At 52.7% G+C, this 16,235-nt stretch carries 19 protein-coding genes; 5 read left to right on the forward strand and 14 right to left on the reverse strand.

The window, feature by feature from the left end; all coding sequences use genetic code 11:
* The first annotated feature begins 64 nt into the window (after positions 1 to 64).
* Positions 65 to 1,615, forward strand: a complete 1,551-nt coding sequence (locus PMI41_RS25585; protein ID WP_008128356.1) for a calcium-binding protein — start codon at positions 65 to 67, stop codon at positions 1,613 to 1,615.
* 226 nt (positions 1,616 to 1,841) lie between these two features.
* A complete protein-coding gene (locus PMI41_RS21375; protein ID WP_008128358.1) occupies positions 1,842 to 2,546 on the forward strand; it encodes a DUF899 family protein in 705 nt (234 codons plus the stop codon).
* A 253-nt stretch (positions 2,547 to 2,799) separates the two neighbouring features.
* On the opposite strand, the gene PMI41_RS21380 is transcribed toward PMI41_RS21375, so the two are convergent.
* A complete protein-coding gene (locus PMI41_RS21380; protein ID WP_008128361.1) occupies positions 2,800 to 3,720 on the reverse strand; it encodes a hypothetical protein in 921 nt (306 codons plus the stop codon).
* Between the two features lie 189 nt (positions 3,721 to 3,909).
* Between PMI41_RS21380 and PMI41_RS21385 the strand changes: the two genes are divergently transcribed.
* Both PMI41_RS21385 and PMI41_RS21390 read left to right on the forward strand, forming a co-directional pair.
* Positions 3,910 to 4,161: a hypothetical protein gene (locus tag PMI41_RS21385; RefSeq protein WP_008128362.1), complete on the forward strand. Its 252-nt coding sequence runs from the start codon at positions 3,910 to 3,912 to the stop codon at positions 4,159 to 4,161.
* A 17-nt stretch (positions 4,162 to 4,178) separates the two neighbouring features.
* Positions 4,179 to 4,496, forward strand: a complete 318-nt coding sequence (locus tag PMI41_RS21390) for a hypothetical protein (RefSeq protein WP_008128363.1) — start codon at positions 4,179 to 4,181, stop codon at positions 4,494 to 4,496.
* Positions 4,497 to 4,647: 151 nt separating this feature from the next.
* On the opposite strand, the gene PMI41_RS21395 is transcribed toward PMI41_RS21390, so the two are convergent.
* From PMI41_RS21395 to PMI41_RS21425, 6 genes are all read right to left on the reverse strand, one after another.
* A complete protein-coding gene (locus tag PMI41_RS21395) occupies positions 4,648 to 5,205 on the reverse strand; it encodes a MerR family transcriptional regulator (RefSeq protein WP_008128364.1) in 558 nt (185 codons plus the stop codon).
* A 170-nt stretch (positions 5,206 to 5,375) separates the two neighbouring features.
* Complete coding sequence (locus PMI41_RS21400) at positions 5,376 to 5,696, reverse strand: integration host factor subunit alpha (RefSeq protein ID WP_008128366.1); 321 nt, start codon at positions 5,694 to 5,696, stop codon at positions 5,376 to 5,378.
* Positions 5,697 to 5,819: 123 nt separating this feature from the next.
* Complete coding sequence (locus tag PMI41_RS21405) at positions 5,820 to 6,791, reverse strand: beta-ketoacyl-ACP synthase III (protein WP_008128367.1); 972 nt, start codon at positions 6,789 to 6,791, stop codon at positions 5,820 to 5,822.
* A complete protein-coding gene (gene plsX / locus PMI41_RS21410; RefSeq protein ID WP_008128369.1) occupies positions 6,788 to 7,876 on the reverse strand; it encodes a phosphate acyltransferase PlsX in 1,089 nt (362 codons plus the stop codon). Before plsX ends, PMI41_RS21405 begins: the two co-directional genes overlap by 4 nt.
* A 200-nt stretch (positions 7,877 to 8,076) precedes the next feature.
* Positions 8,077 to 8,643: a DUF177 domain-containing protein gene (locus tag PMI41_RS21420; protein WP_008128372.1), complete on the reverse strand. Its 567-nt coding sequence runs from the start codon at positions 8,641 to 8,643 to the stop codon at positions 8,077 to 8,079.
* Between the two features lie 10 nt (positions 8,644 to 8,653).
* The gene (locus PMI41_RS21425) at positions 8,654 to 9,214 is read right to left on the reverse strand and encodes a ubiquinol-cytochrome C chaperone family protein (RefSeq protein ID WP_008128375.1); all 561 of its coding nucleotides are present in this window, start codon (positions 9,212 to 9,214) and stop codon (positions 8,654 to 8,656) included.
* A 112-nt stretch (positions 9,215 to 9,326) separates the two neighbouring features.
* Between PMI41_RS21425 and PMI41_RS21430 the strand changes: the two genes are divergently transcribed.
* Positions 9,327 to 9,845 carry an outer membrane protein assembly factor BamE gene (locus PMI41_RS21430; RefSeq protein WP_086003543.1) on the forward strand — a complete coding sequence of 173 codons (519 nt, stop codon included), beginning with the start codon at positions 9,327 to 9,329 and terminating at the stop codon, positions 9,843 to 9,845.
* Between the two features lie 97 nt (positions 9,846 to 9,942).
* Here PMI41_RS21430 and PMI41_RS21435 read toward each other — a convergent pair whose 3' ends face one another.
* From PMI41_RS21435 to nrdR, 7 genes are all read right to left on the reverse strand, one after another.
* On the reverse strand, positions 9,943 to 12,099 hold the full coding sequence (locus PMI41_RS21435; RefSeq protein ID WP_008128377.1) for a sodium-translocating pyrophosphatase: 2,157 nt from the start codon (positions 12,097 to 12,099) through the stop codon (positions 9,943 to 9,945).
* A 242-nt stretch (positions 12,100 to 12,341) separates the two neighbouring features.
* A complete protein-coding gene (locus tag PMI41_RS21440) occupies positions 12,342 to 12,956 on the reverse strand; it encodes a hypothetical protein (protein WP_008128379.1) in 615 nt (204 codons plus the stop codon).
* A gap of 42 nt (positions 12,957 to 12,998) precedes the next feature.
* The gene (nusB, locus tag PMI41_RS21445; protein WP_008128381.1) at positions 12,999 to 13,505 is read right to left on the reverse strand and encodes a transcription antitermination factor NusB; all 507 of its coding nucleotides are present in this window, start codon (positions 13,503 to 13,505) and stop codon (positions 12,999 to 13,001) included.
* Between the two features lie 3 nt (positions 13,506 to 13,508).
* Entirely contained in the window at positions 13,509 to 13,970 is a 462-nt protein-coding gene (locus tag PMI41_RS21450; RefSeq protein WP_008128383.1) for a 6,7-dimethyl-8-ribityllumazine synthase, read from the reverse strand.
* Between the two features lie 44 nt (positions 13,971 to 14,014).
* Entirely contained in the window at positions 14,015 to 14,629 is a 615-nt protein-coding gene (locus PMI41_RS21455; RefSeq protein ID WP_008128384.1) for a riboflavin synthase, read from the reverse strand.
* A gap of 10 nt (positions 14,630 to 14,639) precedes the next feature.
* Entirely contained in the window at positions 14,640 to 15,734 is a 1,095-nt protein-coding gene (gene ribD / locus PMI41_RS21460; RefSeq protein ID WP_008128386.1) for a bifunctional diaminohydroxyphosphoribosylaminopyrimidine deaminase/5-amino-6-(5-phosphoribosylamino)uracil reductase RibD, read from the reverse strand.
* A 5-nt stretch (positions 15,735 to 15,739) separates the two neighbouring features.
* Entirely contained in the window at positions 15,740 to 16,222 is a 483-nt protein-coding gene (nrdR, locus tag PMI41_RS21465; RefSeq protein WP_008128388.1) for a transcriptional regulator NrdR, read from the reverse strand.
* Positions 16,223 to 16,235 lie beyond the last annotated feature (13 nt).

Genomic DNA, 16,235 nt, shown 5'->3' on the forward strand with positions numbered 1-16,235 from the left:
ATTTCCTGGTCATTTGATATTTGAACAACGGCGTTGCCGTGCCTGAGAGAGATGGAGATTGCTAATGGTGCTCACCGATGGAGATGATGTTTATACCGGCACCGCCGGTAATGATCTTGTCTATGCACTCAATGGCAACGACAAAGTTTCCGGAGGGTTGGGCAATGACCAATTTTATGGCGGCGCAGGCAGTGACATTCTGGACGGCGGCGACGGAGATGACCTGATCTACGGCTATGGCAGTAGCGGTACGGATGGCGGCCCGGATGTTCCCGGAAATGACACCCTGCTTGGCGGTCGTGGCGAGGACCAACTCTACAGTGGAATCGGCAATGACTTTCTGGATGGCGGTGCCGATGATGATTATATATCGTCTGGTGACGGCAACGACCGCCTCTTTGGTAGCGACGGTGACGATACACTCAATGGTGGCGCCGGCAATGACATACTGAACGGCGGCACCGGTGAGGACCGAATGACCGGCGGTACCGGCAGCGACATTTACTACGTCGACAGTGCTGATGACGAAGTCAATGAATTTTCCGGGGGCGGTATTGATCGCGTCATATCTTCAATCTCGTTCAGCTTGACCAGTGACAGTTTTGTGGTCAGTGGCGATGTGGAATACCTAACGCTGTCAGGTTCAGCCAATATTGATGGCCAGGGAAATTCACTCAACAATCTCATCTACGGCAATAACGGCAATAACGCGCTGCGTGGTTGGGGTGGCCACGACACGATTTATGGTTGGGCAGGTAACGATATTCTCGATGGTGGATTCGGAAAGGATATGCTCGTCGGCGGTGAAGGCAACGATACATATTACGTGGATAGTGCGGGAGATCGCGTAGTTGAAGCGAGGGTAACCGGTATTGATACGGTCATAGCTTCGGTATCGTTTTCGACAGTCGGGCAATATATCGAGAACGTAACGCTGACCGGATCGGCCAATATAAATGCAACAGGCAATTCGCTGGGCAACAAGCTGGTTGGAAACAGCGGAAATAACAGTCTGGATGGTAAAACAGGCGCGGATAGTATGTCCGGCGGCGCCGGCAGCGACAAGTATTATATCGACAATGCCGGCGACAAGGTAATCGAAGGAAATGTCGCTGGCACCGATACTGTGTCGAGTTCGGTGTCTTTTGCCACTGGCGGGCAGCACATTGAAAATGTGCTTTTGACCGGCTCTGCAAGCATCAATGCAACTGGCAATGCCCTGAACAATTATCTCGTCGGCAATAGCGGCGCCAACATCATCAGTGGCGGTGCTGGCAATGATTTGCTGACAGGTGGGGCAGGAAGAGACGCCTTTGTTTTCAACACGGCACCGGCCAGCAACAATCGCGATACAATCACCGATTTCAATGTAGTCGCAGACACGATCTGGATGGACAACGCCATATTCACCAAGCTCGGAGCTACTGGGGCGTTGGCAGCAACGGCTTTCCACATCGGCACAGCAGCAGCGGACGCCAGCGACAGGATTATCTACAATTCAACAACAGGCGCTCTTATCTATGACAGCAACGGCACAGCCGCTGGTGGAGCCACCCAGTTTGCAACATTGAGCAAAGGCCTCGCGCTAACCAATGCGGATTTTCTAGTGATATAATATGGAGCATAGTCTTCATGGTAGCCGGGCCATTTGGGTTCGGCTACTTCAGACAAGTCCTATTTTCTATGGATTCAAGTATTCTCGTCACGTCTTCTTCACCTTGCGAACATATCAATTTTGACAATCGCCTATTATGTTGATATCAACCTATTTTACATGGTCAAGCTACGCTGATGAAATGGTTTGGCTGACGGCGATCTTTAGGCATGTGAGGAGATGTAAAATGAGCAGTCATGCAACACTGGCACCCGCAAGCGAGTTAGCCCTGAAAAATGGGGCGCACTATCCCAACGAGAGCGAAGAGTATCGCAATGCCCGTAATGCCCTGCTTGCGGAAGAGATCGAATTGCGTCGGCACATTGAACGGGTGGCGGAACAACGCCGGGCATTGCCATTGGGCGGGAGAGTAACGGCTCCCTACAAATTCGAAGGTGAGAATGGACATGGCGATTTTGCCAGCCTGTTCGGCGATAAGCAGACATTGATTGTCTACAGCTATATGTTCGGTCCGCAACGTAAACGACCCTGCCCCATGTGCACATCACTGCTGTCCGCTTGGGATGGAGAAGCAAAGGATGTCGATCAACGTGCTTCACTTGCCATCGTCGCGCGGTCGCCAATTGATCGTCTGTTGGCATTCAAGGAAGAGCGCAGATGGACTGGCCTGAAGCTCTATACCGATCTTACCGGTGAATACAGCAGGGATTATGTAAGCGCTGAGGGTGACGATGATGCCGCCATCAATGTGTTTACCCGGCGCGATGGCGTTATCCACCATTTCTGGAGCGGCGAGATGGGCGGCAAAACTGCTGATCCCGGACAGGATCCGCGTGGTGCGCCCGATCTCATGCCGCTGTGGAACATTCTGGACATGACGCCGGAGGGTCGTGGCAGTAACTGGTATCCCAAACTTGATTACGAAAACTAAAAGGGAGCTAAGCCGGCCAGAATTTCCTGTTCAAATAGCGGTTCTGTTTCCGCAAGAAGGGCTCTCGTGGCTATGAGATGCATTTTCTGTCGTTATTCGGGTTGATTCACAAAAAGGACATCGGCACACTTTCCCAAAAAACGAGGGGGAAGCGATGCCATGTCCATGCTAGCGATTTCCATCGCATTCATCGCTGCCACCTGGGCAGCCTGCATCCTGTTTCCGTACGAAGGTTAGTGCGGTAGGATTACGATCAAGCCGAGCGGATACTCAGATTATACACCAAGTTGGTAACACCTATGCTGGCCAGCGTTGCCGCAAGCCCTTCTGACACGCATATTGCAAAGGCATTACAGGTTAGAGCACAGGCTTTTGGACCGAGCCCACCAGCAAATCTGCTGCAATTGAACAGGATGATTGTCAGGGCTGCTTTTCGTCCGAACATCTTCTCCCACGCTTCGAGCCGCTTAAAACCTTCGTGGTTTTTGGTGATCATACCGCCCATGAGTAGACCAAGCTCGTATTTGCATATGACAGTCAGGCCAGTGAAATTCTCAACACCCTTGCTTTCCTTCCAGAATGGGCCTTTGAAAGTGATGATCTCATCGGGCGTATCATGCAGCTTTTCGGCAACATCATCCAATGCCCCTTCGATTTGACTCTGGATGTTGTCCTTTAGCGGAACCGGCTTAAACTTGAATTTCGGGCCAAGTTTCTGTGCGATTTCATCCACCTTTCTTACAACCGGCTCAATTTTCTTTATTGCGGGTTTTAGAGCAGTGCCAAGTTTTTTTGGCAGATCAATCTCGAATGGCAACCCCATATCTGCACTAACTGTCATCCCTCCGCCAAGCGTGCCCTTGAGCTTGATAATCTTGCCTTTAGGTCCGTTCTTCAGGGGTACGTCGAGCGTACCAAGTTCAATGCCTATATGCGCACCAAATGTTCCCGCTGAGATCGAAAAATCATCCATTCCCGATATGATCCATGGCGTCAGGAGTGGACCCAGATGTCTTTGTGCAAAGCTCTGCAGATCGCCATCAAGGCTCTGCTTTGCATAGGCATCAAGGGCAGCTTTGTCCCTCGCCTGTACATCAGGACGCATGTGATAGGCTTGATCCTGTATGTTTCGCTGAGCATTCTGCGAAAATATGGCGTCCAACGGATTCTTCATTTAAGTCCCCAAGCATTGCAATTCAGAAATGAACAGGGTTGCAAATATACCAAGCCAAGCAACAGCTTATAAGATAGTCCATGTTTGCTACCGGGCTTGTCGTCCTTCTCAACTGCCAATCGATTTTGCTGGGGAACATTCGTCAGACCAGACCGTTATAGGTCGTGTGTTAAACAGGAGCATTTGACTATGGCAATATTTTCCAAGAACGCAGACGACATCCAGGGTGACGTAGAGGCGCAGATTGCAGCACTACGCAAGGAAATTTCGAAGATTTCCGCAAGTCTGTCGGATTTGGGCTCAGAGCGGTTTGATGAAGTCAAGCGTGTCGCAACCAAGCAGGCCCGCTATGCCGCTGATACGGCGAAGGAAAATCCGGTTGCCACGCTCGCAATAGTTGCTGGGGCTGCTCTTTTGATTGGCCTGTTTTCCCGCCGGTAATCTGAAGGACGAGCATCATGGACGATATAGCCGATACAATTCAAAGCGAAGCCGATAAGGCACGCCTGAAAAGCGAGATCGCCCAATTGAAGCGCGATCTGGCGGCAATTACAAAAACACTTGCCGACAAGGGCAGCAGAGTTTTCGACGATCTGACTGAAGATGAAGACGTAAATTATTCCACTGCGCGCACAATTGGACGCCGTGGAGCCAGAGCCGCCAGCGCGATTGGGCATCAGGCAAAGCGGGTTGGAGATATTCCAACGCAAAACTCGATTTCCACATTGGTCATGATCGCTGGACTTGGTGTTATTATTGGAATGCTGGCGCGTTGAAAATAATTTCGCCTTTGCTGGAACCATTATCTCTCCAGCGCATTTTATAAGCATACTGGCCCCCCACCAGTACGGCTGTCACCCCACAGCCACAAAACCCGGCCTCAGTGCCGGGTTTTTCTTTGGCTTGAAACATCTCAAATTTTGAGGGTTAGCGCACTTGATCCAGGAGTCGTTTGCACTCGAGCAGGTCGAACAATGTTTCCTGCAGTAATGAGCGGTTGTCTTTGGACAGGCGCTTGCCATCAGCAGCGACTGGGCCTTCATCATCACCCTTGATCAGCCCGAAGAGACGCCGACCATGTGGTGCCGCCTTGGGTGCTCCCATAATTGCGGCTTCCTCGTCAGCGTCGGCCCTGCTCTGCTCTGCCGCCAAAGCTTCTTCTTGGCGTGCATGGGCCTGTTTCTGCTGGCTGATGGTTTCGGCTGCAGCAATATCGCCGCTGCCAAGCGCTATAATGAACTGCGTGCCGTTCTCGCGCAAAAGACGCTGGACACCCTTTATGGTGTAGCCTTGGTCATAAAGGAGATGGCGGATGCCTTTGAGCAAATCGACATCAAGAGGGCGGTAATAACGCCGTCCGCCGCCACGTTTCATCGGTTTGATATGCGTGAACCGGGTTTCCCAAAATCTCAGGACGTGCTGCGGCAAATCCAGATCTTCGGCAACTTCGCTGATGGTTCTAAATGCGTCGGGACTCTTGTCCATGATTTCACCCTTGAGCCAAAGCGTTACTGCGTCCTTTATGCGCTATGCGCACGGCGCAGTAAGGAGAAATTCTGATTCGACGTGTATTTCAGCGGTTTATCAGTAATTTTTCAAGCTTGATGCGAGACTACCCCCAGCAATCTCGCTCAAAGCTCAGGTGACGCTACCCGTCAGGCTGATTTTTTCTTCCGGGTTTGATGCGAACGTAAGATGCGCTGTTTAAGCACATTTGACGCTTTAAACGTCATGACGCGCCGCGGCAGGATCGGTACTTCCTCGCCTGTTTTCGGGTTGCGCCCAATGCGTTCATTCTTGTCCCGGACCTGAAATGTCGCAAAAGACGACAATTTGACGGTCTCCCCGCGGACGATTGCATCACAGACCTCATCAAGAATGGTCTCGACAAGTGACGCTGACTCCGTGCGTGAAAGCCCTACCTTGCGATAGACTGCTTCAGCCAGATCAGCGCGCGTAATGGTTTTACCCCCCATACGATCTCAAAGCTCTCGTTTGTTGCAAAACTATCGGTGACAGCGGAAGTTATAGGATGAAAACTGATCGGGCAAGCAGGATGGGAAACTTCGTTACCTAATCTGCCGACCCAACCGGGTTAGTTACCACCGTAGCAGAACTGCACCCCACGTAAAGCCCCCGCCCATGGCTTCCAGCAGCACCAGATCGCCCTGCTTGATGCGCCCGTCACCAACGGCCGTCGCAAGAGCTAAGGGTACTGAAGCTGCTGATGTATTTCCATGCTGGTCAACTGTAATGACGACCTTTTCCTCGGCCAGATTCAGCTTCTTGGCTGAGGCATCTATGATTCGCTTGTTGGCTTGATGCGGCACGAACCAATCGACATCTTCAGCGGTAATTCCAGCCTCGGAAAACGATGCCTCAATGACATCCGTGATCATTCCGACGGCATGTTTGAAGACCTCACGGCCCTCCATGCGCAGATGTCCAACGGTCTGCGTCGATGACGGTCCGCCATCCACATAAAGCTTCTGCTTGTGTGAACCGTCGGAACGAAGATTGGCTGTGAGAATGCCGCGATCCGACGTCAAACCGCGCCCTTCGCTCGCTTCAAGGATGAGGGCGCCAGCTCCATCGCCAAACAGAACGCAAGTCGTGCGGTCATTCCAATCGAGAATACGCGAAAATGTCTCCGCGCCGATGACAAGAACACGCTTGGCCATGCCGCCGCGAATATAAAGGTCAGCGGTGGTAACCGCATAGACGAAGCCGGAACACACAGCCTGCATGTCAAAGGCAAAGCCATGAGTCATGCCAAGGCGAGCCTGAATGTCCACTGCGGATGCAGGGAACGTATTGTCGGGCGTTGATGTGGCAAGAATGATCAGATCAATGTCGTCCGGTGTCATGCCCGCATTGTCGAGCGCCGCACGGGCTGCCGCCTCGCCGAGCGATGCAGTTGTCTCACCCTCGCCCGCAATATAGCGCTGGCGGATGCCCGTGCGCTGAACGATCCATTCGTCCGTGGTCTCAACCACACCCTCAAGATCGGCATTTTTGACGAGACGAGCCGGTTTGGCCGCCCCTATCCCTTTAACAACGGATCTAATCATTTATCTGCCTGTTGTTCTATTTCGACGTCAGCCTCCGGTTCAGCTTCGCCTTTGAAAGCAATGCCGACGGGGCTCTTGTGGAAATGGCTGAGATCGGCTGCGATCTTGTCGAGCAATCCGTTCTTGGCCATATCATAACCTACATCAATGGCCGCAGCAAAGCCGAGTGCATCGGTGCCACCATGACTCTTGATAACAATTCCGTTCAACCCGAGGAACACGCCGCCATTGGTCTTGCGAGGGTCGAGCTTCTCCCGCAGGCGATCGAAAGCGCCCTTGGCAAAAATATATCCTATCTTCGCCATCAGAGTACGGCTCATGGCCTCGCGAAGATACTGGGCAAACTGTTTTGCAGTTCCCTCTGCTGCCTTTAGCGCAATATTGCCGGTAAAACCTTCGGTCACAACCACATCAACCGTGCCTTTACCGATATCGTCACCTTCGACAAATCCGTAATATTCAAGGCTTGGCAACGGAATTTCACGAAGAATGCGTGCCGCATCCTTAACGTCGTCCTGACCTTTGATTTCCTCGACACCCACATTCAAAAGACCGATCGTCGGGCGTTTGATTTCGAAGAGTGCACGCGCCATGGCAGACCCCATGACCGCATAATCAACGAGTTGCTGGGCATCTGCACCAATGGTCGCGCCAATATCGAGAACAATGCTTTCACCGCGCAGTGTCGGCCATATACCTGCTATTGCAGGTCGCTCGACGCTTGCCATGGTGCGAAGGCAGAATTTTGACATGGCCATCAGCGCGCCGGTATTGCCCGCTGAGACGCAGGCATCGGCCTCACCGGTTTTCACCGCCTCGATCGAACGCCACATGGATGATTTCCAACGGCCATTACGCAGCGCCTGACTCGGCTTCTCATCCATTCGCACAGACACGTCACAGTGGTGAAACGTGGACGCCTTGGACAATGCCTGATGCTTTGCCAAGAGCGGCTGAACTTCTTCTTCACGCCCGAAAATCACAAAATGGATATCGGGATGGCGCTCCAGCGCCGTCGCCATGCCGGGAACTACGATCTCAGGACCGAAATCGCCGCCCATGGCGTCAATCGAAATTCTAATCACTCTTGATTGTCCTGTCCTGTTCAGTTCTTAGGTTTTGAAAAGACTCGGCGAAAATAGCCATTTTGCTCGTGCGCACAACCGGATTCTGCCAGCCAATGGCTTGCTGAACTAAATAATCGCCCAATACTCCCCCCATACCGGCTCCAAATTTTCTCATTCCGGCCAGTAATCTGCTACTTATTAGCATCAAGCACTACCAATCAAGTCTTCTGTTTCCAGTCCTTCAAACCCGCAAATGGATTGACCGGCTTTTCATCCGGCCCTTCGGTCCCGAACGTTGCCTCAACCGGCGCAGCCGCTTCAGCCTCTGGCTTACGGGGATAGGGATCTATTGCCAGCTCAAAAAACTCTTCCGCGATGGCACCTGCATCCAGGCTATCGCCAGAAAATGTCTCCGGTATGTCCGGACCGTCAGCGCTGATGATAAGTTCACCGTTCTCATCCAGCGGCAAGCGGGCCAGCCGGGAATCCTGTGGCACAAAAAGGCTATCGATTTCAGCGTCGATTTTTGCGTCGATAGGCTCGAGTGTGACAACACAAGACTGAACGATATCGGCCTTGACGGTGCCGCGAACCCGGACACCATCCTTTTTCCAAGGAACAATCTGCAAATCTGCCCTGAAGGATTTTACATCTTCAAGTTCATGAAAATCCCGCAAGGCATCGCGTTCTTTGGCATCGGCCTCGATTTTTATGGTCAATCCCTTTTGCGGCAATCGCTTTACCTGCACAGGAAAACTCAAAGCCCCGTCCATTTTCCTAACCATCGAGTTCTCCTTAAGCCTGCTGCCCGGAAAGGGTCACAGCGGCATCAGGAAATACCACTGTTCCGCTTGCCAGAACATCATCGGGCTGCGTCTCCAGCAACAGGACTACCTGTTCCACATATTTTGCCAGCGTTGCACTTCCTGTCCAGCCAGCATTATCGGGACATATATTTCGTGCCAATGCAGTTGCCAACTCGCTCTGGTCGTTATTTTCAAGCGCCTTGTCGTAGGATTCGATACGGCCATAAAACATTCTTGCAAGCTTCTTCATACGCTTTGGCACACCGGAATCACCAATCCCCAGTTCCCGCAAGGAATGATCGACATCGCGGAAGAACTCATCTGTTACCTCCTGCCCGATTGATTTGAGAGCATCACCCCTGCCTTTGATACGCCGGATAAACAGAAAAACATGCAAAGAAAGCATTTCATAGCGACCAAGGGGTGAATCGGGCACATCCAGGTCAGAATAAAAATATGGCTGCCGCGCCGCTGCCACGATTGTTTCGTAGATGGCGATTGTTATCGCCTCATTTGCCTTGGCCTTGCGGCTGAACAGACTGAGAATCATTGATTAAGCTTTCACTTGAACCGGGGACGCAGCATGAGTCGCATGTTGCATCGGACTTCAAGGTGGTTTACCGAAGTTCTGCGGGCAGCGAAAGACTTGCGCCCACTTTGAAATGGAGATGTCGTTGCTGCAGCGGATTTTCAAGACCCATGTTTCACGCGGATATTTTCTCGCGGGAACTTTCGTTTTGGCTACAGGACTTGCCGGTTGCAACACCGCAAGCCTCAATCCTTCGGAAACATTGAGTCAGGGTTATGTTCTTGATGAGAAAACCCTTGAGTTTGTTCCTGTCGGATCAAGCCGCGAACAGGTCGTCCTTTCGCTTGGCAGCCCATCAACAACAGCAACCTTCGACAATGAAGTGTTCTACTACATTTCACAAAAGCGGCATCGTAGCGTTGCGTTCATGCAGCCCAAGGTGACTGATCGCCGTATCCTTGCCGTTTATTTCGACAAGGACTCCAAGGTTTCCAATATAGCCAATTATGGCCTGCAGGACGGCAAGGTCTTCGACTTCATCAGCAGAACCACACCGACAGGCGGCAAGGATCTTTCCTTCCTTGGCCAGCTCTTGCAAGGTGTGGGCAAGGCCCCTCCATCGCTCGGCGGTGGCGGACCATCCGGCCAATAACAACAGTCTCAACAAGAAAAACCCGCGAAAACAGTGTTTCGCGGGTTTTTTGTTATTTGAATGGATGCAGTTTCTTCGGGAAACTGCATCCATACTCTTATTGATGAGCCAGGACAGCCAATAGCAGCAAGGCCACGATATTAGTGATCTTGATTGCCGGGTTGACGGCAGGACCGGCAGTGTCCTTGTAAGGATCGCCGACAGTATCACCCGTCACAGATGCCTTGTGGGCGTCCGAGCCTTTGAGGTGGCGAACACCGTCCTTGTCGACAAATCCATCCTCGAAGGACTTTTTCGCATTGTCCCACGCGCCGCCGCCGGATGTCATCGAGATGGCAACAAAGATACCATTGATGATCACACCAAGCAGCGATGCGCCGAGCGCCGCAAAGGCGGAGGCTTTCGAGCCGGAAATGAGCAGCACGCCGAAATAGACAACGAGCGGCGCAAGAACCGGCAGGAGTGACGGAATCACCATTTCCTTGATGGCAGCACGGGTGAGAATATCCACGGCGCGAGCATAATCCGGGCGTTCTGTACCCGCCATAATACCCGGCTTTTCGCGGAATTGGCGACGAACCTCTTCCACAACGGAACCGGCAGCACGACCGACAGCCGTCATCGCGATACCACCGAAGAGGTAAGGAATCAGGCCACCGAAGATAAGCCCAGCCACAACGTAGGGATTGGACAGTTCGAACGAAACTGCACCAATTCCCTTAAAGTAAGAAAACGCCGTAGCACCCGCCTTGTCGGCCTCTGCAATGAAGAACTTCAGATCGTTTGAATAGGCTGCGAACAGAACCAGCGCACCAAGACCTGCCGAACCAATGGCATAGCCCTTGGTTACTGCCTTCGTCGTATTTCCCACAGCATCAAGCGCATCGGTGGATTTACGAACTTCCGGATCGAGACCAGCCATTTCCGCAATACCACCGGCATTGTCGGTAACTGGACCGAAGGCATCCAGAGCAACGATCATGCCGGCAATACCGAGCATTGCTGTGACCGCGATACCGGTCCCGAACAATCCAGCAAGCTGGTATGTCCAGATGATGCCGCCAACGATCACCAATGCAGGCAAAGCAGTCGATTCAAGCGATACTGCGAGGCCTTGGATCACGTTTGTACCGTGACCAGTGACCGAAGCCTGAGCGATTGAATTGACCGGGCGCTTGTTGGTGCCGGTATAGTATTCCGTAATCACAACGATCAACGCAGTGACGACAAGTCCGAGAATACCGCAATAGAACAGATTAAGCCCGGTAATAACCTGACCGTCCACTGTACCAATCTCGCCCCAGCCAACCGTTGCCCAGGTTGCAAGTGCAAGACCAACGATGGACAAAAGGCCGGTTACGATCAGGCCCTTGTACAAAGCGCCCATGATGGAGTTGTTAGCGCCAAGTTTGACGAAGAAAGTTCCTGCAATAGAAGTAAGAATGCAGGCGCCGCAGATTGCCAGCGGATACAGCATAATGCTGCTTAAGACAGGCGTCGCTGCAAAGAAGATCGCGCCGAGAACCATGGTGGCAACAATCGTCACCGCATAGGTTTCGAACAAGTCCGCAGCCATGCCCGCGCAGTCACCAACATTGTCGCCGACATTGTCCGCAATTGTTGCAGGATTACGTGGATCATCTTCCGGAATACCGGCTTCGACCTTGCCGACCAGATCGCCGCCGACATCAGCACCCTTGGTGAAAATACCGCCGCCGAGACGGGCAAAGATTGAAATCAGCGAAGCACCGAAGCCAAGCGATACAAGAGCATCGATTACCGCACGGTCAGCTGGAGCATAACCGAGAATGTCGGTGAGTATCCAGTAATAGACGGCAACGCCCAGCAGAGCGAGGCCCGCAACCAGCATACCGGTAATAGCACCCGACTTGAATGCGATTTCAAGTCCGGCAGCAAGACTGCGTGAAGCCGCCTGTGCCGTGCGCACATTGGCGCGAACCGAGACATGCATGCCAATAAAACCTGCCAGACCCGAGAGTACCGCCCCAATGAGGAAGCCTATAGCCGCCGTCCCAGTAAGCAGGAACCAGACTGCTATGAAAACAACCACGCCAACAATGGCGATCGTGGTATATTGACGTGTGAGATATGCCTGTGCGCCTTCACGAATTGCACCGGCGATTTCTTGCATGCGCGCATTGCCCTGGTCTGCAGCAAGCACCGATTTGGTGGCTAGAACCGCATAGACGATGGACAGCAGACCGCAGGCAATGACCAGAAACAGTATTGTCATGCCACTCCCTCAGATTTGACCGGAAAAACCCCTCCCCGGGTCAGGTTCGGTACGGCACACGCAGCTGCCAGGCCGGCAGAAACGCGACCGTATGTGTAAGGAGTAGCGAAGCAAATGCGAAAACGTCAAGGTCTTTCGTATTCAGATCAAAACGATAGACCAAAAGCAGGAAGTGCAGATGGAGAAAATGGCAAGCCAGTGCAGATAACATGCCATCAGTAAACTAGCTTGGAGCAGCCGCTTTAACCAGATGCGGTACCGGTGAGACGCATATCCATCAACTCGCAAATGCGCTCCGCACGCTGACGAAGATCCTGATCAGGATCATCCTTATACCGAGCAGCGACCTCATTCCGAAGTGCAATTGCCTCATCCAGCTGCCCCAAAACTATCAGGGCAAAGCTTTTTTCATTCAGGAAGTTGAGCAACCGATCGCGCATCCAAATATCTGTTTCCTTGCCGAACAGCACAGCAGCTTTATCGCAAATTTCTATAAGGGTCTGCTCGTGACCTGGATGCTCTTTCCTCAAGATAAAAACCGCCAGATAAAGCGCGTGAGAGACAGCCTTGCGCAGAACAAACTCCGCCGCACTAAAACGAGCGATCATTTCATTCGTTAATGTGACGGCGTTTTGAATCTGTCCCAGATCGAAAAGTGCTATCGATTTGTGAAACATAACATCCGCAAGCAATTCCCGGGAGGTCAAATCATCAGAATTGATGACGCCTGCAAGAATCTCGTCATATATAAGCACGGCTTCTACCGGTTGCCCGGCGTCATCAACGAGATAATTTGCTTGCTTCAACTTTATCCGGGCCAAGGACTCAAATTCGCTTTGATCCGAATTATCTGTCACGACGCCCTCAGTATTTATCAGGCATGAGCCTTTATGCAGATATCAGCGCTTGGGGCCTTTTACGCCCTTGCTTTCACCACGAAGCTCGAACGCCAAACGATCCAGAACAGCATTGACCAGCTTTGGCTCGTCTTCCGAATAGAATGCCTTGGCGATGTCCACATATTCGGAAACGATAACCGCGGTTGGCACATCCGCTTTGCCACGAAGCTCCCAAATTCCGGCGCGCAATATGGCACGCAAGGTCGAATCAAGACGCGAAAGCGGCCAGTCTTCCGTTAGAGCCTGCCTGATCATCGGATCAAGTGTTGTCTGATCGGCAACAACGCCAGATACGATTCCCCGAAACCACTGTGGATCAGCATCCAGATATTGCTTGCCGTCCACTTCCTTGCCCAGCCGATGTTCTTCGTACTCGGCAACAACTTCAAGTACGCCAGTTCCGGCGACATCCATTTGATAAAGTGCTTGTACAGCGGCAAGCCGAGCTACGCCGCGCTTATTGGCGGGTTTTGCCGCAGGGGTCTGTCCATCGTTAGAATTGACCATGGGTCAGGCTCCGAGCTTATCCTTGAGGGCGATCATGGTGAGCGCCGCACGGGCGGCAAAGCCGCCCTTGTCCTTGTCTTCACGGCGGGCACGAACCCAAGCCTGCTCTTCATTTTCGACAGTCAGAATGCCATTACCGATTGCAATGCTTTCTGCCACAGCCAAATCCATCAAAGCGCGGCATGATTCATTGGCAACGATATCGAAATGATATGTCTCGCCGCGAATGACAGTGCCGAGTGCAACATAGCCATCATATTTTTTGCCGCCTTCTTCCGCACCATCAAGAGCAAAAGAAATGACGGCGGGCACTTCAAGTGCACCGGGAACCGTCACAACATCATAAGTCGCATTGGCTTCATCGAGCGCGATCTTCGCGCCATTGAGCAATGCATCGGACAGTTCTTCATAGAAACGTGCTTCCACAATCAACAGATGTGGCGCACGCGCCTTATTTTTGGACATGCTGGCTCCAGGAATTTTGTGCGGCTAAGGCCGTTTCCCTCGTCCTAGGCTGATTTCGGATATTCTGCAAGTCGCGCAGCGTACCGCGCCATCTGATCAATCTCGATATTTATCCTGTCTCCGACCTTGCGGTCACCCCATGTCGTCACTTCCAGAGAGTGGCGGATGAGCAGTACATCGAACTCATTGCCGTTGACGGCGTTGACTGTCAGCGACGTGCCATCAAGTGCTACAGAGCCTTTTGGAGCAATAAAGCGGGCAAGGTTCTCAGGCACACGCAAGGTGAAACGAACGGCATCGCCCTCTTCTTCACGCTTGATCAAATCGGCCAAGGCATCGATATGGCCAGACACAAGATGGCCACCCATTTCGTCGCCCAGTTTAAGCGAACGTTCCAGATTGATGTGCGTCCCGGTCTTCCAGCCGGAAATGCTGGTCAGGCGAAGGGCTTCTTCCCAGGCCTCCACTTCAAACCAGCGGGCATTGGAGCCTTTTTCCGGAAGAGTGGTTACAGTCAGGCAGACACCGGAACAGGAAATTGAAGCGCCTATTTCAATCGTCTCGGGATCATAATTGGTTTCAATGCGGAGAAGCACACCTTCATTCAGCGGCTTTACCTGTCCGACCCTGCCAATATCAGTAATAATCCCAGTGAACATGCGCGGCTCCTTAAAGCGGTCTTATATACTCGCTGTAACGGTCATCGCCGAATTGGGATTCGTACAACAGCTTGAATTCATGAGCCATATGGGATTGAAGGTCGGGCGCTGCAACCCCACCCTTGCCGATCTCCAGCGGACCTTCAAAGAGCACAATACGGTCAACCAGATTTTCCTGAAGGAAGGACGCCGCCACGACAGCCCCGCCCTCGACGATCAGCGTTGCAATGCCCTGCGCGGCAAGATCATCAAGAAGTTCCGGAAGTGCTGTCGCGCCGCAGTCAACTTCAGTTGCAAGTATTTTGCACCCAGCAGCAATAAGTGCCTGACGTTTGGCGGAATCTGCTTCCGCACTGGCGGCAATCCACACGGGAACACTCGTCGCCGTCTTAACCAGTTCGCTATCCATGGGTATGCGCAGCTGGCTGTCGAGCACGATACGTATTGGCGAGCGATGTTCAAGCCCCGCCAACCGGCAGGTCAATTGCGGATCGTCAGCAAGCACGGTTCCTATTCCAACGAGGATCGCATCCGCCTCGGCACGCATCACATGCGCCTGCGCTCTCGACACCGGCCCGCTGATTGCTATCTGCCCCTCACCTTGCCTGCCAATGTAGCCATCGGTGGAAAGTCCAAGTTTCAGAGTCACTTCCGGCCGTTTTTTGGAAGATCGAATCAAATAGCCAGCCAGTTCATCGGCGGCTTGATCGGCCAATACCCCTGACACCACTTCGATGCCAGCATCGCGCAGGATGGCGTAGCCTTTGCCTGCAACGCGCTCATCCGGATCGTTCGCCGCTGATACAACGCGGGTTACTCCGGCAGTAATCAGCGCATTGGCGCAGGGTGGTGTTTTACCGTGATGGGCGCAAGGCTCAAGCGTCACATAAGCCGTCGCGCCGCGCGCATTTTCGCCAGCTTCAAGCAATGCCTGTGTTTCCGCGTGGGGACGTCCGCCAATGGCGGTTACGCCGCGCCCTACAATGACATTATCCTTGACTATGAGCGTTGCCACCGAAGGGTTGGTGCCCGTCAGGCCATGATGGCGGCGCGAAAAACGTATAGCCGCGGCCATGTAGCGGCGGTCGAGTTCAGTCGCTGTCATACGGATCAGTCGTCCTCAATGGGGCCGGTTGCTATGTCACTAGCAGTGATTTCATCAATCACATCATGGAAGTCTTTGGCTTCGCTGAAATTGCGGTATACCGAAGCAAAGCGGATATAGGCAATATCGTCGATGCCTTTGAGCGCATCCATGACCAGTCGGCCAATTTCATCAGAGCTGACTTCAGGTTCGCCGGAACTTTCGAGCTGGCGCACAATACCTGAGACCGCCCGCTCAACGCGCTCCTGGTCCACTTCGCGTTTTCGCAAAGCCACTTCAACAGAACGCATCAGCTTGTCACGATCAAACGCCACCCTGCGCCCGCTTTTCTTGATGACGGAAAGATCGCGCAACTGCACGCGTTCGAATGTCGTGAAGCGCCCCCCACACACTGTGCAAATGCGCCGCCGGCGGATGACGGCCCCGTCCTCAGCGGGACGGGAATCTTTCACCTGAGTGTCTTCAGATTGGCAGTAGGGACAACGCATCGAGCAACTTTCC

It is taken from the genome of Phyllobacterium sp. YR531, assembly GCF_000282595.1.
In the GTDB taxonomy this organism is placed as follows: domain Bacteria; phylum Pseudomonadota; class Alphaproteobacteria; order Rhizobiales; family Rhizobiaceae; genus Phyllobacterium.